General features: G+C 43.2%; 21 protein-coding genes and 1 pseudogene. 11 read left to right on the plus strand and 11 right to left on the minus strand.

The window, feature by feature from the left end:
• The first annotated feature begins 430 nt into the window (after window positions 1–430).
• Window positions 431–1990, plus strand: coding sequence for a DUF3084 domain-containing protein (locus F6J90_RS36625; RefSeq protein WP_293105602.1), 1560 nt, complete (start codon window positions 431–433; stop codon window positions 1988–1990).
• A gap of 250 nt (window positions 1991–2240) precedes the next feature.
• Here F6J90_RS36625 and F6J90_RS36630 read toward each other — a convergent pair whose 3' ends face one another.
• On the minus strand, window positions 2241–2588 hold the full coding sequence (locus F6J90_RS36630) for a hypothetical protein (RefSeq protein ID WP_071104796.1): 348 nt from the start codon (window positions 2586–2588) through the stop codon (window positions 2241–2243).
• Window positions 2589–3392: 804 nt separating this feature from the next.
• Between F6J90_RS36630 and F6J90_RS36635 the strand changes: the two genes are divergently transcribed.
• Window positions 3393–4217: an NAD-dependent epimerase/dehydratase family protein gene (locus F6J90_RS36635; RefSeq protein ID WP_293105605.1), complete on the plus strand. Its 825-nt coding sequence runs from the start codon at window positions 3393–3395 to the stop codon at window positions 4215–4217.
• A 105-nt stretch (window positions 4218–4322) separates the two neighbouring features.
• On the opposite strand, the gene F6J90_RS36640 is transcribed toward F6J90_RS36635, so the two are convergent.
• From F6J90_RS36640 to F6J90_RS36655, 4 genes are all read right to left on the minus strand, one after another.
• Complete coding sequence (locus F6J90_RS36640) at window positions 4323–4583, minus strand: hypothetical protein (protein WP_293105607.1); 261 nt, start codon at window positions 4581–4583, stop codon at window positions 4323–4325.
• Between the two features lie 142 nt (window positions 4584–4725).
• On the minus strand, window positions 4726–5985 hold the full coding sequence (locus tag F6J90_RS36645; RefSeq protein WP_293106441.1) for a class I SAM-dependent methyltransferase: 1260 nt from the start codon (window positions 5983–5985) through the stop codon (window positions 4726–4728).
• A gap of 230 nt (window positions 5986–6215) precedes the next feature.
• A complete protein-coding gene (locus tag F6J90_RS36650; protein ID WP_293105609.1) occupies window positions 6216–7919 on the minus strand; it encodes a serine hydrolase in 1704 nt (567 codons plus the stop codon).
• Window positions 7919–8083 carry a hypothetical protein gene (locus F6J90_RS36655; protein WP_293105611.1) on the minus strand — a complete coding sequence of 55 codons (165 nt, stop codon included), beginning with the start codon at window positions 8081–8083 and terminating at the stop codon, window positions 7919–7921. The genes F6J90_RS36650 and F6J90_RS36655 overlap by 1 nt, the downstream gene beginning before the upstream one ends.
• A 90-nt stretch (window positions 8084–8173) precedes the next feature.
• Between F6J90_RS36655 and F6J90_RS36660 the strand changes: the two genes are divergently transcribed.
• The gene (locus tag F6J90_RS36660; RefSeq protein WP_293105614.1) at window positions 8174–8443 is read left to right on the plus strand and encodes a helix-turn-helix transcriptional regulator; all 270 of its coding nucleotides are present in this window, start codon (window positions 8174–8176) and stop codon (window positions 8441–8443) included.
• Between the two features lie 450 nt (window positions 8444–8893).
• Here the strand turns inward: F6J90_RS36660 and F6J90_RS36665 are convergent, their stop codons facing one another.
• Window positions 8894–9211, minus strand: a complete 318-nt coding sequence (locus F6J90_RS36665; protein WP_293105616.1) for a DUF4342 domain-containing protein — start codon at window positions 9209–9211, stop codon at window positions 8894–8896.
• A 167-nt stretch (window positions 9212–9378) separates the two neighbouring features.
• Here F6J90_RS36665 and trpB point away from each other — a divergent pair, with 167 nt between their 5' ends.
• On the plus strand, window positions 9379–10644 hold the full coding sequence (trpB, locus tag F6J90_RS36670; protein WP_293105619.1) for a tryptophan synthase subunit beta: 1266 nt from the start codon (window positions 9379–9381) through the stop codon (window positions 10642–10644).
• A 518-nt stretch (window positions 10645–11162) separates the two neighbouring features.
• Entirely contained in the window at window positions 11163–11813 is a 651-nt protein-coding gene (locus tag F6J90_RS36675) for a ribonuclease H-like domain-containing protein (RefSeq protein WP_293105622.1), read from the plus strand.
• Here F6J90_RS36675 and F6J90_RS36680 read toward each other — a convergent pair.
• Window positions 11789–11959, minus strand: a complete 171-nt coding sequence (locus F6J90_RS36680) for a hypothetical protein (RefSeq protein WP_293105625.1) — start codon at window positions 11957–11959, stop codon at window positions 11789–11791. The genes F6J90_RS36675 and F6J90_RS36680 overlap by 25 nt on opposite strands.
• 239 nt (window positions 11960–12198) lie before the next feature.
• Here F6J90_RS36680 and F6J90_RS36685 point away from each other — a divergent pair, with 239 nt between their 5' ends.
• A complete protein-coding gene (locus F6J90_RS36685) occupies window positions 12199–15561 on the plus strand; it encodes an ATP-binding protein (RefSeq protein WP_293106444.1) in 3363 nt (1120 codons plus the stop codon).
• Here the strand turns inward: F6J90_RS36685 and F6J90_RS36690 are convergent.
• The 3 genes from F6J90_RS36690 to F6J90_RS36700 form a co-directional block, all read right to left on the minus strand.
• On the minus strand, window positions 15460–15741 hold the full coding sequence (locus F6J90_RS36690; RefSeq protein WP_293105628.1) for a hypothetical protein: 282 nt from the start codon (window positions 15739–15741) through the stop codon (window positions 15460–15462). The genes F6J90_RS36685 and F6J90_RS36690 overlap by 102 nt on opposite strands.
• Before the next feature lie 106 nt (window positions 15742–15847).
• Complete coding sequence (locus F6J90_RS36695; RefSeq protein WP_293105631.1) at window positions 15848–16108, minus strand: hypothetical protein; 261 nt, start codon at window positions 16106–16108, stop codon at window positions 15848–15850.
• 594 nt (window positions 16109–16702) lie between these two features.
• Window positions 16703–16957 carry a hypothetical protein gene (locus F6J90_RS36700; RefSeq protein ID WP_293105634.1) on the minus strand — a complete coding sequence of 85 codons (255 nt, stop codon included), beginning with the start codon at window positions 16955–16957 and terminating at the stop codon, window positions 16703–16705.
• Window positions 16958–17329: 372 nt separating this feature from the next.
• Here F6J90_RS36700 and F6J90_RS36705 point away from each other — a divergent pair, with 372 nt between their 5' ends.
• The 3 genes from F6J90_RS36705 (at window position 17330) to F6J90_RS36715 (ending at window position 20203) form a co-directional block, all read left to right on the plus strand.
• The gene (locus F6J90_RS36705) at window positions 17330–18157 is read left to right on the plus strand and encodes a hypothetical protein (RefSeq protein ID WP_293105636.1); all 828 of its coding nucleotides are present in this window, start codon (window positions 17330–17332) and stop codon (window positions 18155–18157) included.
• Window positions 18158–18258: 101 nt separating this feature from the next.
• On the plus strand, window positions 18259–20022 hold the full coding sequence (locus F6J90_RS36710) for a tetratricopeptide repeat protein (protein WP_293105639.1): 1764 nt from the start codon (window positions 18259–18261) through the stop codon (window positions 20020–20022).
• Entirely contained in the window at window positions 20012–20203 is a 192-nt protein-coding gene (locus F6J90_RS36715) for a hypothetical protein (RefSeq protein ID WP_293105641.1), read from the plus strand. Before F6J90_RS36710 ends, F6J90_RS36715 begins: the two co-directional genes overlap by 11 nt.
• On the opposite strand, the pseudogene F6J90_RS36720 reads toward F6J90_RS36715, so the two are convergent.
• Window positions 20113–20311, minus strand: a pseudogene (locus tag F6J90_RS36720) (Uma2 family endonuclease); the annotation flags it as partial. The gene F6J90_RS36715 and the pseudogene F6J90_RS36720 overlap by 91 nt on opposite strands.
• 38 nt (window positions 20312–20349) lie before the next feature.
• Between F6J90_RS36720 and F6J90_RS36725 the strand changes: the two are divergent.
• Window positions 20350–20514, plus strand: coding sequence for a hypothetical protein (locus F6J90_RS36725; RefSeq protein WP_293105644.1), 165 nt, complete (start codon window positions 20350–20352; stop codon window positions 20512–20514).
• A 412-nt stretch (window positions 20515–20926) separates the two neighbouring features.
• Window positions 20927–22036 (plus strand): hypothetical protein, encoded by a 1110-nt coding sequence (locus F6J90_RS36730; RefSeq protein WP_293105647.1) that lies wholly within the window; start codon window positions 20927–20929, stop codon window positions 22034–22036.
• The last annotated feature ends 6 nt before the right edge of the window (window positions 22037–22042 follow it).

A 22042-nucleotide genomic window follows, 5' to 3' on the forward strand; every position in this document is an offset into this window, starting at 1 on the left:
CTTCGGAGGAGTTAACTAACAAATGTTAGCCATCGCTCGAAACAACCACATCAACCTAACCTTCCGTAAAACCAATAGGCTTGCAGTCCACCAGGCAGCGCTAATTACCGCTACTCTCTCACGGTGGTGGGGGTTGAGGTTAGCTTTAAGTCTGTGGTTTGTAAGTCTTTGGTTTGATTCACTAGCCTTAAAGCCTTTGCTTGTAGGGGCTAAAACTAGACTACGTGGCTGTAGCCAATCAATCATTGCGATTGATTGTCTTTTCAGTGGAATTTCCCACCACTGGGAGTCCCAGCCAACCTTAAAGTTTTTTTTGTATAACTATTATTGTAGGACTTTGACAGCAGTTAAAATCGCCTCCTCGCGTTTCCTCCACCACATAAATGACCACATAAATAATAGTAGTTTCCACTCTCCCGTGAGGCTTTAGATGACCAGCGCTTATATCCTGATTGCCTCAATTTTGGTGTTGGGGGGGTTACTCGCTACCTTAGGCGATCGCATGGGTACACGAGTAGGAAAAGCACGGCTGAGTTTATTTAATCTACGTCCCCGTACTACTGCCACGGTAGTAACAATTATCACCGGTGGCTTAATTTCCGCCTCGACCTTGGGGATTTTGTTTGCCACTAGTGAGTCTCTAAGGGATGGGATTTTTGAACTTGATAATATCCTCAAAAAACTTAGAAGTGCTCGCCGGGAGGTCAGCCAATTAGAGGATGAGAAAAATCGAGTAGAGCGGCAGTTAGAGGACGCCAGAGCAGAGCAAATAGAGGTTCAGAAGCGTTTGGATGAAACCAATCGAAATTTCCAACAGGCTCAAAATCAACTGAAAGACGTCTCTGCTCAGGTTGGGGTGCTGCGTACTGAAATTAAGTCACTCCTAAGGGAACGTCAGCTGCTAATCCAACAGCGGAATCAACTCAATGAACAAATTACCCAACTCCAGAGCCAAATCACTCAATTAAAAGAATTGGTGAAGAAACGGGATCAGGAAATGCTTGAGCGAGACCAAGCTATCCAAGAGCGAGACCAAGCTATCCAAGAGCGAGACCAAGCTATCCTCAAACAAGACCAAACGATCCAACAGCGGGAGCAGGAGCTGGCTGAGAAAGACCAAGCTATAAAACAATTTGACCAGAAAATTGCTGAACGAGATCAAGTCATTGCTCAGCGTGAAACTTTCCTAAAAAAACTCGAACAAGAACTTAAAGAACTTGAACAAAAACTTAAACAAAAGGAGAGTCAACTTGCTGAACGTAATAAACAACTTGAATCACAAGAAAAACAACTGGCTTTTTTAAAACGGGAACTCGCAATTCTAGAACAGTACTATCAGAATTATCGAGTACTGCGTCAGGGAAATGTTGCTTTATTTCGTGGTCAGGTACTCACCTCTGGAGTAGTACGAATTGTCGATCCAACAGCTGTAAATCAAGCCGTTGATCAACTGTTGAGCCAAGCCAATAAGACAGCCGTAGACATTACCCGTGCTAGTAGCGGTAATTCCCAAGAGCCACTGGTGCAAATTACTCAAGCACAAGTAGATCAGTTAATCCAGCAGATTAAAGATGGTAGAGACTACGTGGTGCGAATTCTCTCAGCGGGTAACTACGTTGAGGGGGAAAAACCAATACAAGTATTTGCAGATGCAGCCCTCAATCAGGTTGTCTTTAAGGGGGGTGATGTGCTTGCTACCATCTCGACTAATCCCTCAACTATGACCAATGAGCAAATTCGCAAGCGGCTCGATCAGTTGTTGGCAGCCTCTGAGTTCCGTGCTCGTCGCGCTGGGATTTTGGGTGATATCCAAGTCGGAGATGGTCGGCTGACCACCCTAACCAACTTTATTGAGCAGCTGGAGCAGTATAGTCAACCCCTTAATGTCAAAGCTATTGCCCAAGAAACTGCCTACACAGCTGGTCCTTTAAAAATGCAGCTGGTAGCGAGCTACAATGGAGAAGATGTTTTTAAAACTATTGTTAACTAGCTAGGTGGTCAGCGGTCAGCGGTCAGCGGTCAGCGGTCAGCCGTTGGCCACGCTACGGGAATGGCCACGCTACTTGAGGTGTTTAAAATAAACCTCTTTTATTCAAAAGCTATTCAAAAGCTGATAGCTGATACGCGACACGCTGATTGCTGATTGCTGATTGCTGATAGCTGATACGCGACACGCTGATAGCTGATACGCGACACGCTGATAGCTGATTGCTGATTGCTGATTACTGATTACTTACTTGTTAAGTAGCTAGCTCCTCCACAATTTGCCAATCGGGATTGTTATTAACTGCCTCTTGAAGTAGCTCAAACATTTGCCGACAATGGTTATTAACCTGTAGAGGTAACTCTTCATTTTTGACGACAAAATTTATGGGCACTTGTTGCTCAGTGGCTTTCGATTTGTCAATCAATACGTCCACTGTAACCAGCTTGGTAAAGGATATATTATCCGGACTCTCTCTTGCCATTATATAGTCATCACTCTCGTAGAGAATCTCAAAATGGCAGGATTTTAGAACCTCAATCAGTAATGGTAGAAGACGATCAAGGGAAATAGTGATTTTAATGGAACGATTGTAGCGAGCCATATAGACCTGGGGCTTGCTGATAGCTAAACTTTTCTATCTTGACATTCCCCGCTCTAAACGGACGGGGATTCTAGGTTGATCGACTCGCCATAACCTGACGGGTTTATACCAACCAAGCTAGAGGGCAAATCTACCGAAGGGTTTTAGGTCTTATTGACCCAGTTTTCCGCATTCCCTGCTGTAACTTGTTTCTCAAAACGGCTTTTGATAGCTAACTAGTTTTTTGCTTCTAAGCCGACCTAGGTGACCAAATTGTTAGGCAAGGATTACGCAGTACCCTATCTCTGGCGATACTTCTTACTTTACTCTACGGACGAAGGATTTGGGCAATAACTTATTGTTTTTTTAACTTATTTTTAAATTATTGTTTGAAATTATTGGTTTAACTTGTTGGTTTATTACTTTATTAGTTTATTAACTTATTTTATTTTTAACTTTTGTTACTTGCTAAATTTTGCGTTCCTACTCTTGTTAAAACTTTACTGTAATCCAGGATTATTTTAACGCCATTAGACCCAGATGTCAAGAAAACTATCCACGGCGGTTAAAACCGCCCCACACGCTCACGTTTGTTTCATCCCCCCTTGAAAAAGACGGGGTTTTCAAGGAAAGACCCAAGGGGTAGGGTGCATCTCATATTTGTAAAAAAGATCGCAAGTGTGGGGCGGGGGCGCGGGAAGTGTGGGAAGTGTGGGGCGGGGGCGCGGGAATTTTTGCCTAATTTCATGCATTGAGATACACCCGGGTAAAGCTTGCGCGAAGGTAAGATTTTTTATAATAATCGAATTTTCAAACATACGAGCTATGAATGTAGCAATCATTGGTTGTGGATACGTGGGTAGTGCCGTTGCTCACCTTTGGCATCAAGACTTAGGGTTATTCACTACAGTAACCACTACTACCCCTGAGCGTGTCCCAGAACTAGAAACAATTGCTGACCGAGTGGTTGTGGTTAAAGGAAACGACCCTATTGGTCTCGAATCGGTAGTGAAAAACCAGGAGATTATTCTTTTGTCTGTGGGTGCTGCCAATGGCAAGGTCTATCAAGAAGCCTACTTAGACACAGCCCAAACCTTAGTTTCTGTGCTCAAAACCACTCCTACGGTACGACAGCTAATTTACACCGGAAGCTATGCTGTTTACGGTGATCGACAGGGAGGCTGGGTAGACGAAACATCACCGATTGCTCCCCCTAATCCCAATTATGAAATTATGGCGGAAACTGAGCAGGTATTACTATCAGCATCCAATCCTAATCTGAAGGTTTGTATCCTGCGTCTGGGAGGAATTTATGGTCCGAAGCGGGAACTAGTCAAAATATTTGGTCGATTCGCAGGTACTACTCGTGAGGGTTCGGGTAAAGAAGTCACCAATTGGATTCATCTAGATGACATAGTTGGTGCAATAGAATTTGTCCGTTCTCACCAACTGCAAGGGATTTCTAATCTAGTAGATGACCAAATACTGACTTATCAAGAATTGCTTGAAAAAGTATTTAAACAGCACAACTTACCCCCCGTATCCTGGGATTCATCCGTTACTAAAGCCCGACCTTACAATGCCCGAGTGTCAAATAAAAAGATAATTGATGCAGGTTACCAGTTTATTCATCCAGAAAAAATTTTCTAATCTGATTACTCGGTGGGATTAGTTTACTGAAAATTAGCCTAAACATAAGTAACGAGGCGATTGGTGCATGAATCGCCTCTAGCCAAGATTCAACAAATACACTATCTAAAACAAGTGTGAATTTTTTGTGATAGATAGGATTTGGGATTTTAGGGAGTAGGGAGTAGGGAGTAGGGAGTAGGGAGTAGGGAATCGGGAGTAGGGAGTAGGGAGTAGGGAATCGGGAGTAGGGAGTAGGGAGTAGGGAGTAGGGAGTAGGGAATTGGGAGTAGGGAATCGGGAATCGGGAATCGGGAATTGGGAAAAAATCTTGTTTACCTGATTACTATGAGAACCGATAATTACCCTTAATAAAAATCTCCCCATCTCCCTATCTCCCTATCTCCCCATCTCCCTATCTCCCCATCTCCCTATCTCCCCATCTCCCCATCTCCCCATCTCCCCATCTCCCCATCTCCCCATCTCCCCACACTCCCCTCTCTTTCCCTATTCCCCGCTCCCAGCCCTATTAGCTGATCGGTGGTACCGTCAACCCCTTAAGCGCCACCCGTTCTGCTGATGGCGTTAATCCCTTACTTTGAATTAAAACCCCAAAGCCACCCAATCCGGTTGGATCGATCAACTGGTGTAACCGTTGGCGACGCTGCATAATCTTGATCACATCCTGTGCTGTTGCGTTCGCATTTCCCCTTTCTCTAGGATCAGAAAGAGCAGCTATGCGATCGCCTAATCCCAATGCCATTAGAAACAACCCTTGCTTGGTCAAACCTACTTTACCCAAACCACATAACTCTCCTTGTCGCTCTAAGGCAGTAAAATCCACATGAGCAGTAATGTCTTGTTCGCCGATATAACTATAGGGGTTATTATGGTGCCGGTGGCGATAATAACACTGCAATGTTCCCTGATCACGGGCTGGCAAATAATACTTTTGGGCTGGATAGCCATAATCAATAGTTAGGACAAACCCCTGGTTTAACCGTTTCGCAACAGTTTTAATCCAATCTAGTGCTGCTAGATTCACCTCAGAGCGATAGCCCTCTGGATAGGAACCAGAGAACAAATTAATACCTACCAAATCAAAATACTGTCTCAGTTGCGGTGTAGAAGGGGTATCTAAAACTTCTACAAACTTAATGTCATCCTGCTCAACGGTTGCGATATAGATTTCTTTCAGATCTCCTGCTTGCAGCACAACTTGATGTACGGGTAACGCATCAACCAATTCGTTAGAAAAACAGCAACCAGTCAGGGAATTGTCTTGTATTTCTTCCCAAGAACACCACCGCACAGGTAACGAGTGCTGGTGATGGTCGAGTCTGGGTAGGTTTAGTTTCAACAACAGCTGCTTCTGTTGAGCAATCATTGCTGTTGCCTTTTCCACAATGATGTAATTTACGGCACCATAGCAATCTGGGTAGTGCTGGTGCAAGTAAACTAGAACATCTGCTGCTAGGAGTCCCTGTCCTGCTCCCATTTCCATCAGGGTAAAGGGATTAGGTTGTCCGAGGATATCCCACATTTGGGCAAACTGTTCAGCAAGTAACTCCCCAAAGTCTTTTCCTAGGTGGGGTGAGGTGAAAAAGTCTCCTGATGAACCAATGTTAACTGCACCATTGGCGTAGTAACCTAGCTGTGGATGGTATAGTGCTAAGTCCATGTACTGGGCAAAGGTAATTCGCTGGTTAGGTGCTGTAGCAATGTGATTAGCAATTACCTGGGGTAGGGGTTGAGTAGATGGAAGGTTTGAATTCAAGAAATTAGTCATTAGACTTCTTGCAGAAGTCGGGAACAGGGAACAGGGAACAGGGAATAGGGAACAGGGAACAGTGGACAAGAATTGACGGAAACACGATCAGAAAACTAATTTTGTAAGAGGTTTATTATACATATATACCATTTCTGGTACTTATGAGGTACAGACAATTTAATTCTACCTACTCCCTACTCCCTACTCCCTACTCCCTACTCCCTACTCCCTACTCCCTTTCCTATAGCTTACGTATACACTTTTTTATTAGCCGTGAATACGCCATTGGGTTGAGTAATCACTGCTTGAGTCACCACCCCACCATTATCGGTAGTGAAGTTAATACTAAATCCTGATAAATCTTTAAGATTAAATTCGGTTCCTTGGTAAAGAACTAACTCTATCTCTGGCTGACCAGCTAATAACGCAACTAGTTGATTATCTTTGATAAAGATAATCAAAGAGTGACCATAAAAGTCATACTCACCCACAAATTTTTCCATAAAACTAGTGGTTAAAATGCTTTGGTCAGGGATTCGTTCAAATACAATATCCTTCACCGTCGGTTCTAGAGGTATGGACAGTCTCTGAATAGTTCCTTTGGGGTCATTAAAGAATGATAATAGTTGAAAATTATCATCAAGTATTTCTGATAGTAATTCAAAACTATCATAGTGGTAGTGCTTTAGTTCGTAAACGATGGAATTATTATAAGTTGCCGTTAACTGCTGATCTTTGAGCGCAATGGAAACTATTCCGTATCCGGGATGCTCAAAATCTCCTGTGTAATCTTCTAGGGGATGTGATGGTTGAGTGCCAGTTTTAGGCTGTGCTTTGGTGTTCTGTTTGCCTTGTTCAGCAGCTTGTTTAGCTTCCTCAACCTTACTCTTAATCCTTTCATTCCAAGGAACTTCGTCGAGACCAAGCAAGCGATCGCAAATGTGATAAGTTATAATATTTGGCAATAGGGTTCCTTGGAGATTGGTGAGAACTACCACAGCAATTTTATCTTGAGGCATCAACGTTGTCAGGGCAGAAAATCCGTCAATACCACCCCCATGCTCAACGTGATTATGACCTCGGTAGGCAGTGATAATCCATCCTAATCCATAAGAGGAATGCCAGATTTCCGGATACTCAAGGGGTGACGGCATCACGATTTGTGGTGTATACATCTGAGTCAGAATACCAGGATTAATAATCTGCTTATCCTCATAGTTTCCCTGATTTTGATGGAGTAGAAGCCACTTCGCCATATCAGTAACATTAGAATTAATAGAGCCAGCAGAACCAATGGTGTCGATATTGCGAAATGGGATGGCTTTAACTACGTCATCTTTCTCTCGATAAGGAAGGGAAAAATCGTCAGTCTCCTGGGATTTGACAACGGAAAAATTGCTGTCTACCATCGACAATGGATTAAAAATTTCCTGCTGAACAAATTCTTCCCAGCTGCTCTCGGCAATTTCACCAACTAAGTAGCCAGCCGTCATGTACATCAAATTTTGATACTGAAAGACAGTTCGCAATTCATCACTAGGTTCGAGATACTGTAAGCGCTCAACTATTTCTTTACGAGTTAAAGGACTGTTATACCAGATAGCATCGTGACGGGGTAAGCCAGAACGATGAGTGACTAGGTCACGGAGAGTCATGTGTTCACTAGCATAGGCATCATATAGTTTAAAGGTGGGCAGATAATGTCTAACTGGTTTATCCCAATCTAATTTTCCTCGCTCAGCCAAGATGCCCATAGCCATTGTGGTAAAGGCTTTAGTGCAAGACCCAATCCCAAAGATGGTTTTAGATGTTACTTTTAAGCCTTTTTCTACATCCCTAAAACCAAAGCCCTCACAAAAGATGATCTGGCTATCGTGAACAATAGCGATAGCCAGCCCTGGGACTTTCCACTCTTCCATTCTCTCGTTGATAAAGTCACTCAGACCTTCCATTAGTTGCTCTCCATTGATGTTAATTTCAGAAGTTTCGACGCCAGTTGCTCATCTGACTCCCCACACTTCCCACACTCCCCACACTCCCCACACTTCCCACACTTCCCACACTCCTCCCACTCCCCTTTCCCCAACTCCTCCTTGTCCTGTTTACTGATAATCACTTAATTTCCCCATGGCAAATTAAGTGAAGCGGGTCACCATTGGCGGTAAAATTAGATAAGATAGGTATATCTACTAGAGAAAAATTACTTATGGCTAGTGGTAAATCCCAGAATCCCGCAACTCTGTCTTACCGCGAATTGCAAATCATCGAACATGTAGCGGCTGGTTTAACCAATCTCGAGATCGCCCAGGAGCTGGCAATCAGTAAGCGCACTGTTGATAATCATATCAGTAACATTTTGACCAAAACCTCCACTGATAACCGGGTGGGTTTGGTTCGTTGGGCCTTAAAGTGGGGCAAAGTTTGCTTGAATGATGTCAATTGCTGTCCTTTACCAGCCCCTGGTCAAACCCAGTGAGACCACTGACTTATCCAGTCCCGGAGATTATTGAATCATTAACTTACTGATAGTTTTCAGAACTGATAGCTTTGAGAGTTGGCTTGAAGCTAGGATTAGGCAGTTTTGCTCAGGTTTATTTAATTAAGTTGGTTTAACTAATTTTATTTTTTAAAGCCACCAGTTCAGCACCTCAGGGGCTCTCTTAACCGCCCAGCTACAGAGCAAGAAACCCATGATTATGTACGTCCCACCGGCATAATTACTTTAGTTGTCCAGGGTGACTTCTAGGCTTTTGGCTGACTACTGATAACTAAAACCTGATAACTAAAACCTGACAACTCAAAGTTGACCGCTCAAGGCATATCTTAAGTATATCTTAAGATATTTTTAGCGATCGCGGACAATCTTTCTCTAGGATGTCCCATACCTGTTTAGGGGTTAGGGTAGATATCTACGATATCTAGACTGCTATTCCTTTCGTTCCACCACTACTTTCAATCGAGCCGCCAATGCCCCGATCGCTCCCAGGGCGACTAACCAAGGAGCCAAGAAAATAGCAGTAAATCCTCCTAATACGCCAAAAGTTAGCGGAATCTCCAACAAAATCCGATCCTGGTCATTTTTGATCATAATTCGGCGAATATTCCCCTGATTAATTAGGTCTTTAACTTTGTCAATCAGGTCATTACCACTAATACTGAATTCTTCGACACTGACCTTTGGTTGAACATCTGCCTCTACGGAATTGGAGTGATTGTTAATTTGTTGATCAGTTGGTTCATTCATGGTAAGTTAGCTATGCACCGGCTTGGTCATTATGGTCATTACTTTTCTACATTAGCTCGAAAAAAATAGTTAGTGTTGAGACAAAATGCTACAGGACTGGTGGTAAAGCATTTTGGGTTTTATAATATATATTCGAGATGTTCGTTCTATAATTGTTTGACACCGCTGTGACTAAAACCCCCCTACCCCTTAGTATCGGCGACCAGAGGGACCAAGCGACCCAACAACCGGACGCTTTGGGACGTTTTGGGAAATTTGGTGGCAAGTATGTTCCAGAAACCCTGATGCCTGCTCTAAGTGAACTAGAACAGTCTTTTGAGCAATACCGTAATGACCAGGATTTTCAACAGGAACTACAACAACTGCTGCGAGACTATGTAGGACGTCCTAGTCCTCTGTATTTTGCTGAACGTCTGAGTAACTACTATACCAAATCTGATGGTAGTGGACCACGGATTTATTTAAAACGGGAAGATTTAAATCACACCGGTGCTCACAAGATTAATAATGCTCTGGCTCAGGTATTGCTAGCCCAGCGCATGGGTAAGCGGCGCATCATTGCTGAAACGGGAGCGGGTCAGCATGGTGTGGCTACCGCAACAGTATGTGCTCGATTTGGTCTCGAATGCGTCATTTATATGGGCGTTCAGGACATGGAACGGCAATCCCTGAATGTGTTTCGGATGCGGCTACTGGGAGCAACGGTGCAACCGGTATCGGCTGGGACCGGTACTCTCAAGGATGCTACCTCGGAAGCGATTCGAGATTGGGTGACAAATGTGGAAACCACTCACTATATCCTTGGGTCAGTGGCAGGTCCTCATCCTTACCCAAAAATGGTACGGGATTTCCATGCTGTGATTGGCCAGGAAACTCGCGCTCAATGCTTGGAAAAGTGGGGCGGTTTGCCGGATATTTTGTTAGCTTGTGTAGGCGGTGGCTCTAATGCCATGGGCCTGTTCCATGAGTTTGTTAATGAACCCACTGTGCGGTTGATTGGCGTGGAAGCAGCAGGCGCTGGTGTAGATTCTGCTAAACATGCGGCTACCCTAACTAAGGGACGACCAGGAGTGTTGCACGGGGCAATGAGTTATTTGCTCCAAGATCAGGATGGTCAGGTGCTCGAAGCTCACTCGATTAGTGCTGGCTTGGACTATCCTGGTGTCGGTCCAGAGCATAGCTATTTGAAGGATAGCAGTCGGGCAGAGTATTATAGTGTTACAGACCAAGAAGCCGTGGCTGCGTTTCAACGGTTGTCTGAGCTGGAGGGAATTATACCGGCACTGGAAACATCTCATGCGATCGCATATCTCGAAACTCTATGTCCCCAACTAAGTGGTAATCCCCAGATCGTGATTAACTGTTCCGGTCGCGGTGATAAGGATGTGCAAACTGTTGCTAAATTTATGTCAGCTCAGACGTCAAAAGATTAAAAAAATAAAAAATACATAGGAAATGTGGACTGTCAAGGGTAAATTGTAAACTACGATACAGTAATTCCTAGAAATTAGAGCCCAGCTTTTAGCCAGCCTGCTCATGCCAACACCATTGGTCAAGATTAGTTTGGGAATGCTGATCTTTGCTGTGGAATTAACCCAAGTTTTTATCAAGGCTCGTTAACTCTAGTAACCACTGTGATTTATTTGCTAGTTATGGTGCTATAACATCGCTTTACAGCGATAACTAACACTACTAACTGACACTACTAACTAACACTACCGGTAGTGGTTAGTCTCAGTGGTTACTGTCATCTTAACGAATAACTATGCCGTAGACCTTCTGATCATGGGAACAGAAACGGTACCCCATAGGAGCATCGAATAAACCAAATCCTGGGAGTTATCCCTAACAATACTATCCCATCACAAACACTATCCCATCAAAACTATCGCATCAAACATTATCCCATCCAACAAACTTCTAGAACCTACAACCTATAACCTTTGAACCAATGACTAACACAACTGTAATTGAAGAATTGAAGGATTTTCAAGTTTGCGATCGCGATTTACCCGAATCTATATGCCAAGAGTATCTAAGGGCAGATTCTCTCGCCGTGGATACGGAAACCATGGGACTGATTTACCAACGCGATCGCTTATGTCTTGTACAGCTGTGTGATCCACAAGGACGAGTCACCTTTGTCCGCATTGACAAAGGACAAACAGAAGCACCCCGATTAAAACAGTTGTTAGAAGCGACTAATGTGCTCAAAGTGTTTCACTTTGCTCGGTTTGATGTCGCTATGCTCAGGCAAAATCTCGGTATTGAAGTCAATCCTGTATTCTGCACCAAGATTGCTAGTAAGTTAGCCCGCACTTATACTAGTAGCCATGGTCTCAAAGAATTGGTCAAAGAGCTAGAACGGATAGATTTGGATAAAAGTGCTCAGAGTTCTGACTGGGGTAATGTTGCTAACCTCTCCGATGAGCAGTTGGAATACGCTGCTAATGATGTACGCTACCTGTTAAATGTGCGGCAAAAACTGATCAATATGCTGCAACGGGAAGACCGCTGGGAATTAGCTCAACAGTGCTTTGAGGCGTTACCGACTATGGTATCTCTCGATTTGTTGCACTATCGAGATGTATTTGAACATTGAATAATCGGCGTTGGTGAATCTTCTTTTGAATAGGAGTAGAGTGGGCATCCTGCCCGCCTGGGAATATATTGAAACTGGCAAGATGCCAGTTCCACCAAGATGCCAGTTCCAGCAAGATGCCAGTTCCACCTCACTCTTAAAATCATTCCATTATTAAGCAACGCCGAATAATCAGAGACTGTTCAGAAAGTAGATATTAAAACAGTGATTAGTCCCTGACTATTGGTGGGTTACCGGAGATAGCTCCTACAGTCTCGTTGCCTAACTTAACCGATGCCAGGAACTAAGCAAAGTTTAACAAACAGTTTCCAAGCTCCAAAATCCAACTTAAACTAGTAGAGGGGGGTGTTACCCATAGCCCCTCCAGCAGATACCAGTGAAACGTATGTTTAGTTGGAAACGTGCCCAAATCCCCTTGTGTTTGGGTGCTTTTTTGATATCAGTGCTGATTAGCCTATTAACCATAGCACCTAGTCAAGCACAATCTCAGGCATCTAAAACCTTGCCGCCATTGAAGATTACCCAAGGATGGCACTATCTCTGGGGTGATGTTTCTATCAATAACCTCCATCATGCCAAGGGTTGTACTAAGGTCGAGATTGCCAAGGGCGACCCTTGCTGGCAATCATTTACGTTTCCAGAAAGACTATGGAAGTCACAGCAAGATCAACAGCAAAACAATGTTTGGTTAGGGGTTAGGTTACCAGACGGGAAATGGCAATCTCCCACTCTTTATCTCGGAGCAGTTCCGAATATACTAGAAGCTTATTTAGATGAGCAACTGATTTATACCCGATTATCCCCTAACTCATTGCCTCCAGCTAATGGTGAAGGGTATCAATGGCCAATTGTTCCTCTTGATTCAAATTTTTCCGGCAAATCATTGTTCATTAATGTTTATGTCGGGGGTGATAAGTCTATTTACATCGGATTTTTCGACCGGATAGTTATTGGTTCTAAATTTAACGTAATTCGTTGTTTGTTCAAAGACGAAATAAGCACCGTTTTAGGATGTATTTTTATTTTAATTGGCTTGTGGTTTAGTTTAACTTGTTTATTCCGGTCTCAAGACAAACGATTAATTCTAGCCTTTGCATTATTAGCCATAGCTGGTGGCGTTTACAACATTAGTCAATCAACCATTATTCCCTTATTATTTAAGGATTCCATGAATTGGGAGTATAGTCGATATACGGCTTTTTGTTTTCTTCCTATTCTGAGCCTTATTGGTTTTGAACAAATATTTGGCTCAGGCTATTTTTCCATCATCCAGCGGTTATGGCAAATTCACCTAATTTATTCCGTAATTTCTTTAGGATTAATTGTTATATACAAAAGTTACTGGTTGTATGAGAGATCTATTGATCACTACCTGCTCCTGGCTAGTACAATAATTTTATTGCTCCATGCTATTCCTATAGCTATCACTAAGAAAAACTATTATGCTAAACTATTTAGTTTAGGATTATCTATCCTGGCTATAGCAGGAATGCATGATATTTTAGTTTATCGCTTTGAACTGGAAAATTGGTATCAACGATTCTATCCTTGGGGAATGTTGCTGTTTATCCTATCCTTAGGATTAATTTTAGAACGACGATTTGCTGAAACCAGGCGACTGCTACAGGAATATAACCATAAACTAGAAACCAAGAATGCTGCTCTTCAGAAAATGGATCAGCTCAAAAATGAATTCTTAGCTAATACATCTCATGAACTTAAAACACCTCTGAATGGCATTATCGGCATCGCTGAATCCCTGATTGATGGAGCAACAGGTGAGTTATCCCAGCCAACAGCATCTAATCTTTCTCTGATTGTCTCTAGTGGCAAACGGTTAACTCAGCTTGTTAACGATTTACTCGATTTTTCTGCCCTCAAGCATAAACAAATTAACCTGAGAATCAAGCCAGTGGGGATGCGAGAAATAACAGAAGTTGTTTTATTACTATCCCGTCCCCTTGTGGGTAATAAAAACCTACAACTGATTAATCAAGTTTCCTCATCGAGTCCCCCTGTGGATGCTGATGAAAACCGACTCCAACAGATTCTCTATAATTTGGTGGGTAATGCCATTAAATTTACTGAACATGGTACCATTAAAGTGTCAGCAGAGGTGATCAAGTCTTATCTAAAAATTACCGTTTATGATACAGGGATTGGTATCCCACCTGATAAATTAGACCGAATTTTTGAAGCTTTTGAACAAGGGGATGGCTCCATTAATAGGAAATATGGAGGAGTGGGGTTAGGTTTAGCTGTTACTAAAAAACTGGTGCAGCTCCACGGCGGAGATATTGATGTGGAGTCTACCCCAAACCGTGGCTCACGGTTTAGCTTCACCCTACCGATATCAACAGGTAAAGTACAGAGGAAACAGCGAGAGGAAGTTTCCCAGGTTCAGAATTATTTGGCGATGGCAAGTGACTCTGATCACCTGATATCTGATCACCTAATATCTGATCACCTGATATCTGATCACCTGATATCTGATCAGAACTTATCATCACCAACTGTGGAAGCCTTTAACATCTTGATTGTAGATGATGAACCAGTAAATCTTCAGGTTTTGGTCAACCATCTTTCTCTGCACAACTATAATATTATTCAAGCAGTTAATGGCCTAGATGCATTCACAAAAATTTGCCAAGGATGCAGACCAGACTTGATTTTACTGGATATTATGATGCCGAAAATGACCGGCTATGAGTTCTGTAAAAAAATTCGTCAAAAATTTCTACCGAATGAACTACCGGTGGTGTTGTTAACGGCTAAAAATCAGATCTCAGATTTGGTAGCAGGATTTGCAGCAGGAGCGAATGATTATTTAACTAAGCCCATATCCAAGAATGAATTGCTAGCACGAATTAAGACCCATCTTCAGTTAGCCAAAATTAATGTAGCTTATGGACGCTTTGTGCCTCGGGAGTTTCTGCAATTTTTAGAAAGGGAAAGTATTCTTGATGTCCAATTAGGGGACTATGTCCAAAAAGAGATGACAGTACTTTTTTCGGATATTCGCTCCTTTACTAGTTTATCAGAGAGGATGTCACCGGAAGAAAATTTTAATTTTATCAACGGCTATTTAAGTCGAGTCAGTCCAGTGATTCGTAATTATAAAGGCTTCATTGATAAATATATTGGTGATGCGGTGATGGCGTTGTTTCCCGAAAAGGCTGATCATGCCCTAAACGCAGCCATTGAGATGCAAAAGCAAGTTTATCTTTATAACTCCCATCGGCACAATAGTGGTTATGAAGCGATTGCGATTGGTATTGGTTTGCACAAGGGGAGTTTAATTTTAGGAACAGTGGGGGAATCTCAACGGATGGATACAACCGTGATTGCTGATACTGTAAATTTGGCCTCCCGTTTGGAAAGTTTAACCAAGATTTATGGAACAGAGATTTTGATTAGTAAACCAACCTTGACTGATCTGGATAATCGAGAAAGTTATCATTATCGGTGTCTAGGGCGAGTCAAGGTGAAGGGTAAAAGTCAACCAGTGGAAATCTTTGAAGTGTATGATGCTAATCCTGAGGATTTGATTGCTTTCAAGTCCAACACAACTCCTCGGTTTGAGGAAGCAGTTGCCTATTATGTAGAAGAAGACTTTGCTCAGGCGCAACAGATTTTTGAGGAACTTTTACAGAGTAATCACCAAGACCGGGTGGTTGAACTTTATATTGAACGGTGTGCTAAAGCCCAGGTATTTGGGGTGTCGGAATTGGATATTGTGATTACTTGAATTGGTTATTAAGGGAATAGGGAGTAGGGAGTAGGGAGTAGGGAGTAGGGAGTAGGGAGTGTGGGGAGATGGGGAGATGGGGAGATGGGGAGATGGGGAGAATTTTATTAACAGATGTAGGGTGGGCAGTGGATCAGACAGATTGATGTGCTTACCATCAGGTTGCGAGGCACTGCCCACCAAGGATTAATCACAATAGAACAGTGGAGAGTAGATGTAGGGTGGGCAGTGCAGCAGACAGATTGATGTGCTTACCATCGGGTTACAAGGCACTGCCCACCAAGGATTAATCACAATAGTAGTAGATGTAGGGTGGGCAGTAGATGTAGGGTGGGCACTGCATCAGACAGATTGATGTGCTTACCATCGGGTTACAAGGCACTGCCCACCAAGGATTAATCACAATAGAACAGATGTAGGGTGGGCACTGCATCAGACAGATTGATGTGCTTACCATCAGGTTGCGAGGCACTGCCCACCAAGGATTAATCACAATAGAACAGATGTAGGGTGGGCAGTGGATCAGACAGATTGATGTGCTTACCATCAGGTTGCGAGGCACTGCCCACCAAGGATTAATCACAATAGTAGTAGATGTAGGGTGGGCAGTGGATCAGACAGATTGATGTGCTTACCATCGGCTTGCGAGGCACTGCCCACCAAGGATTAATCACAATAGAACAGTTGTTGATCACCTCAAGAGGTCTTGTGTTGATGACCTGAGCCTGTTAATAACCTTGGCCTTTCGGCCACGCTACGCGAACAACTTACTAACCTTCAACCTTCAACTTACTAACCTTCAACCTTCAACTTACTAACCTTCAACCTTCAACCTCATAACCTTCAACCTTCAACCTCATAACCTTCAACCTTCAACCTCATAACCTTCAACCTTCAACCTCATAACCCAAAAAAAAGTAGCCGCAGAAATACCTTCCACGGCTAGCAATTGTTACTTATGTCTCAACTTTGTAAACCTAATCAAACATAATCCGATCAGACCGTAAGCTATCAGCTATCAGCTATCAGCTATCCGTTTTCAGCTATCAGCTATCAGCTAAACACTGACCACTGACCACTGACCGCTGACATCAGACCTGATGCTTTGGCCAGGGGGCTTTGCCCCCTGAAATTTAAGCCCTTAACCCAGCATTAAGTATTTCGTCATTACCGTGATGAATTCGCCAGGAATGCCAGTCGGCTGAAGGGGGCTCCACTCGTCAATTTGGGCGTAACCCCGTGCATAAAGGGTATGCATGGTGTTGGTTATTGCTCGGCGGGAGCCTTTCAAAATGTGCTTAATGGGGTATTTTTTGCGGAAAGGTTCCTGAGGAGTATTACTGGGAGTGATATCCTCAGGATTGTTTTCTGGGTTAGGGCGAAAGTTGTCAGACATAGTAAAAAAAACGTTTTAAGATTTACAATTATAATCATAAAGATTATATATAAGTTTGTCAAGGGTTTTTATAATTTTTTTTGGGGAGGGGTAATTGAAATAAAATGTACGGTTATGGAATGGAATTTAGAATTAAGAATTAAGAATTTAGAATTAAGAATTAAGAATTAAGAATTTAGAATTAAGAATTAAGAATTAAGAATTAAGAATTAAGAATTAAGAATTGAGAATTGAGAATTGAGAATTTCCGACTCCCGACTCCCGACTCCTGACTCCCGACTCCCGACTCCCTGTTCCCTGCTCCCTAAAACCTAGAAATTTGTACCTCACAAGTCGTAGAATTGCTATATATAATTTACTGGAGGCTAATCGTTGAGGGATTTAACGGGCTTGATCAAAATCTCAAGCCATCAGGACTCATTGCCCAGTGCGGATGTGGTGTTTGTTCACGGGCTTGGAGGGGATGCTAGAAGCACGTGGCATCCCCAGGGAAAACAGGATAATGATAACTACTGGCTAGGTTGGTTAGGAAAAGATAATTTATGCGTTAATATCTGGTCTTTTGGGTATGACGCTGAAGCGACAAACTGGCAAAGCAACAGCAGTATGCCGCTTTTCGATCAAGCCAGTAATTTATTAGAGTGGTTAGATATCCACGATATCGGTCAGCGTCCATTAGTATTTATTACTCACAGTCTGGGCGGCCTTTTAGTCAAAAAAATGCTTAGTAGTGCTAAGAATTTTGATAACTATAAAAGTATTCTTGAGCAGACGAAAGGGATTGTATTTCTGGCTACTCCCCACACTGGGTCTCATCTAGCTAAATTAATTGATAATATTAACTTTCTGACACGAACTACAATAAGTGTAAATGAACTAAAAGCTCATCACCCTCAGTTACGGGAATTAAATGAGTGGTATCGAGAACATGTTCGGAGTCTAGGAATTGCCACAAAGGTGTATTATGAAACCCAGGCTGTAAACGGTATTTTGGTGGTAGACCCAGATAGTGCCAACCCCGGCATTGAAAAAGTGAAGCCGGTTGCGATACCAAAGAATCACATTGACCTATGTAAACCAGAGTCTCAAAACAGTCAGGTCTATCTTGGTGTCAAGAAATTTATCAAGGAATGCCTCAACACTCCTGGGTGGCTGGATGACAGCAATGGAATAACAGAAAAAAAAAACCGATACAATTAAATCCCCCCAGTAACATTATTGATCGTGGCACTCCCTACTTTGTCGGTAGGGACCCTCAACTTGAGCAGCTCCATCGGGAACTTCAACAGACCGATCGATTAGTGATTTGTGCCATTGCCGGAATGGGTGGTGTGGGCAAAACCGAATTAGCTCTACAATATGCTCTGAGATATCAGCATAACTACCCTGGGGGGTTGTGCTGGCTGCCAGTGCGGGGGGCAGATATCGGAACTCAACTTATTAGTTTTGGGCGTACGGAATTAGGATTAACCATTCCAGATCAACTAGAGTTCAAGGAACAGGTAAGATACTGCTGGAGAAATTGGCCAGAAGGCACAGCATTGATCGTGCTGGATGATGTGGTAGACTATCAAGAAATTAGCTCCTATTTGCCTCCGGCGCAACCCCGTTTCAAGGTACTGATCACCAGTCGTGAAAATCCTGAGCCTTCGATCAAACATATTGACCTGGATGTACTATCCTCAAAGGTAGCATTAGAATTATTGCGTAAGCTTGTTGGCAAAGAACGCATTGACAAGGAACTAACCGAAGCAGAAGCCTTATGTGAATGGTTGGGTTATTTGCCTTTGGGTTTGCAGTTAGTAGGAGGATATTTAGCTCTACATCCGAGGTTAACCATTCCTAAAATTCAGAAACGTTTAGAGAAACAAAAATTAGCAGCTAAGGCATTACTTGATCTTAAACTTGGGCAAATCAAACCCCTGTTGGGAGTAGCAGCAGCCTTGGAGTTATCCTGGGAGGATTTGAAAGATTGTCCAGAAGCCCAGCAGTTGGGATGTCGTCTGAGTCTGTTTGGTCAAGCTCCTTTTGAGTGGTCACTGGTAGAGTCTTGTGTGATCGAAACTGAAGATGAGGATGACTGGGAAGAACAACAAGAAGAATTGGAAGAATTACGGGATAGCTTCCTAGTCAATCGTAATCTGTTGCAACTGAGTGAACAGCAAACCTATCGGCTCCATCAACTAATTCGAGAATTTTTCCAGACCAAGCTGGCTCAATTACCAGAGGCCGATCGCTACAAGCAACGCTTTTGTCAGGCAATGGTGGCCGTGGCCAAAGAAATTCCTGATACACCAACTCGTGATGATATTACAGCAGTTACCCCCGCCATCCCTCATTTAAAGGAAGCTGCCACAGTCCTCACTGACTGGCTCAGGGATGAAGATTTAATAAACCCCTTTGTTGGCTTAGGAAGATTCTATCAGGGTCAAGGTACCTATGACCAGGCTAAACCCTGGTATGAGCAATGTTTAAATATAACCAGAAGCCACCTGGGTGAGAACCATCCCGATGTGGCCACCAGTCTCGACAACTTGGGAGACATCTACTATTTTCAGGGGCGCTATGACGAGGCCAAACCCATCTATCAACAGGCATTGGAGATGAGAAAGCAGCTGCTGGGTCACCACCATCCCGATGTGGCCACCAGTCTCAACAACCTGGCATATCTCTACCACTCAATGGGGCGCTATGACCAGGCCGAACCTCTCATTCAACAGGCATTGGAGATGTATAAGCAGCTGCTGGGTCACCACCATCCCAATGTGGCTACCAGTCTCCACAAACTGGGATTACTCTACAACTCAATTGGGCGCTATGATCAGGCCGAACCCCTCATTCAACAGGCATTGGAGATGAGAAAGCAGCTGCTGGGTAACGACCATCCCAAGGTGGCCACCAGTCTCAACAACCTGGGATTACTCTACAAGTCAACGGGGCGCTATGATCAGGCCGAACCCCTGTATCAGCAGGCTTTGGAGATTGCCGAACAGAGGTTAGGGTCAAATCATCCTGATACTGTAACCTATCGTGAGAATCTGGAAAGGTTGCGCGATGATTTGTAACAGTTTAGTAGACACTGCCCACCAAGGATTAATCCCAATAGAACCGGCAACAAATCTAGGATTAGCAAACAACCTTGGCCTTTGGCCACGCTACGCGAACAGCACAAAACCAGCTAAAACCGACTCACCACTAACAGTAGCAGGGTTGTCTAATTCCTCAACCTCAACACTAGGGCGATAAACGATAAACATAAACCCGTCTATGGTTGCTGTCGATCAGCCAGCCTAACCTTACCCCATTGAATCTATACTCCTCCATTTTGTCCTGGAGATGCTATAACTTATCACTTTTATAGCGTTTCTCGCAGTTATGAGGTACAGTCTTCTTTGACTTTGATTACCTGTCTTGATCCAGCGCATCGCTATTCCCTATTCCCTATTCCCTATTCCCTATTCCCTATTCCCTATTCCCTATTCCCTATTCCCTATTCCCTATTCCCTATTCCCTATTCCCTATTCCCTATTCCCTATTCCCTATTCCCTATTCCCTAGGTGCGACCCGTGGCGAATTTAATTCTTAATGGGTCAAGCGCACCTTAAGATTTTCGTAACTGGTTTGCTCCTGATTGTTACTGTACTTCTTAATTATGCAAACCGCCGTAAATTAACTTAACTTCATTATCCTTAATAAAAAGGTACCCTTAAGGGTACTATGAAATCTAAATTCAATTAGAGATTATATAAATATGTTGGTGATCTATCAAACACGGTGTGCCACACCGCAAGTAGGATTAGATATCTAAACACTGGCGGAGATTTGACCTCTACTGTGCTTCGTGTCAACCTGTCATAGCAAGTCGAATCCGTGAGCCAAGAATCCCCGTTTTTTGAGAGCGGGGAGTATCAAAGTACGATTGCCGTACTGTATTTAGCGTGTCAATCATATGACAGGAGTGCAAGTTAAATGTTTTCTCTAGGTTCAACAACTCAAGTCGGGGACTTTCGAGTCGATACTGATTACTTAGTTACCGATGTAAATGGCGATGGTCAGTCTGATCTAGTCGAGCTTTGGAATGATACAGATAGTTTCTTTGCTGCTACTTGGATTAGTAATGGTCAGGGTGGATTTAACTTCGGCGGTAATACCAGAGTCGGGGACTTTCGAGTCGATACTAATTACTTAGTCACCGATGTAAATGGCGATGGTGAGTCTGATCTAGTCGAGCTTTGGAATGATACAGATAGTTTCTTTGCTGCGACTTGGATTAGTGATGGTCAGGGTGATTTTGACTTCGGCGGTAATACCAGAGTAGGGGACTTTCGAGTCGATACTAATTACTTAGTCACCGATGTAAATGGCGATGGTGAGTCTGATCTAGTCGAGCTTTGGAATGATACAGATAGTTTCTTTGCTGCGACTTGGATTAGTGATGGTCAGGGTGATTTTGACTTCGGCGGTAATACCAGAGTAGGGGACTTTCGAGTCGATACTAATTACTTAGTCACCGATGTAAATGGCGATGGTGAGTCTGATCTAGTCGAGCTTTGGAATGATACAGATAGTTTCTTTGCTGCGACTTGGATTAGTGATGGTCAGGGTGATTTTGACTTCGGCGGTAATACCAGAGTAGGGGACTTTCGAGTCGATACTAATTACTTAGTCACCGATGTAAATGGCGATGGTGAGTCTGATCTAGTCGAGCTTTGGAATGATACAGATAGTTTCTTTGCTGCGACTTGGATTAGTGATGGTCAGGGTGATTTTGACTTCGGCGGTAATACCAGAGTCGGGGACTTTCGAGTCGATACTAATTACTTAGTCACCGATGTAAATGGCGATGGTGAGTCTGATCTAGTCGAGCTTTGGAATAATACAGATAATTTCTTTGCTGCGACTTGGATTAGTGATGGTTTGGGTGCATTTAGCTTCGGCAGTAATACACAAGTAGGGGACTTTCGAGTCGATACTGATTACTTAGTTACCGATGTAAATGGTGATGCTCAGTCTGATCTAGTTGAACTTTGGAATAATACAGATAACTTCTTTGCTACTACTTGGTTAAGCATTGCTTAAACATTA

It is taken from the genome of Moorena sp. SIOASIH (genome assembly GCF_010671925.1).
GTDB lineage: Bacteria > Cyanobacteriota > Cyanobacteriia > Cyanobacteriales > Coleofasciculaceae > Moorena.

What these genes read in the sequence shown, in the direction of transcription:
- F6J90_RS36680 (WP_293105625.1), bottom strand. Translation starts at nt 11,959, where the DNA reads ATGATTTTAAGAGTGAGGTGGAACTGGCATCTTGCTGGAACTGGCATC.
- F6J90_RS36675 (WP_293105622.1), top strand. Translation starts at nt 11,163, where the DNA reads ATGACTAACACAACTGTAATTGAAGAATTGAAGGATTTTCAAGTTTGC.
- F6J90_RS36645 (WP_293106441.1), bottom strand. Translation starts at nt 5,985, where the DNA reads ATGACTAATTTCTTGAATTCAAACCTTCCATCTACTCAACCCCTACCC.
- F6J90_RS36650 (WP_293105609.1), bottom strand. Translation starts at nt 7,919, where the DNA reads ATGGAAGGTCTGAGTGACTTTATCAACGAGAGAATGGAAGAGTGGAAA.
- F6J90_RS36625 (WP_293105602.1), top strand. Translation starts at nt 431, where the DNA reads ATGACCAGCGCTTATATCCTGATTGCCTCAATTTTGGTGTTGGGGGGG.
- F6J90_RS36730 (WP_293105647.1), top strand. Translation starts at nt 20,927, where the DNA reads ATGTTTTCTCTAGGTTCAACAACTCAAGTCGGGGACTTTCGAGTCGAT.
- F6J90_RS36635 (WP_293105605.1), top strand. Translation starts at nt 3,393, where the DNA reads ATGAATGTAGCAATCATTGGTTGTGGATACGTGGGTAGTGCCGTTGCT.
- F6J90_RS36715 (WP_293105641.1), top strand. Translation starts at nt 20,012, where the DNA reads ATGATTTGTAACAGTTTAGTAGACACTGCCCACCAAGGATTAATCCCA.
- F6J90_RS36695 (WP_293105631.1), bottom strand. Translation starts at nt 16,108, where the DNA reads ATGGTAAGCACATCAATCTGTCTGATCCACTGCCCACCCTACATCTGT.
- F6J90_RS36685 (WP_293106444.1), top strand. Translation starts at nt 12,199, where the DNA reads ATGTTTAGTTGGAAACGTGCCCAAATCCCCTTGTGTTTGGGTGCTTTT.
- F6J90_RS36630 (WP_071104796.1), bottom strand. Translation starts at nt 2,588, where the DNA reads ATGGCTCGCTACAATCGTTCCATTAAAATCACTATTTCCCTTGATCGT.
- F6J90_RS36640 (WP_293105607.1), bottom strand. Translation starts at nt 4,583, where the DNA reads ATGGGGAGATTTTTATTAAGGGTAATTATCGGTTCTCATAGTAATCAG.
- F6J90_RS36700 (WP_293105634.1), bottom strand. Translation starts at nt 16,957, where the DNA reads ATGTCTGACAACTTTCGCCCTAACCCAGAAAACAATCCTGAGGATATC.
- F6J90_RS36660 (WP_293105614.1), top strand. Translation starts at nt 8,174, where the DNA reads ATGGCTAGTGGTAAATCCCAGAATCCCGCAACTCTGTCTTACCGCGAA.
- F6J90_RS36665 (WP_293105616.1), bottom strand. Translation starts at nt 9,211, where the DNA reads ATGAATGAACCAACTGATCAACAAATTAACAATCACTCCAATTCCGTA.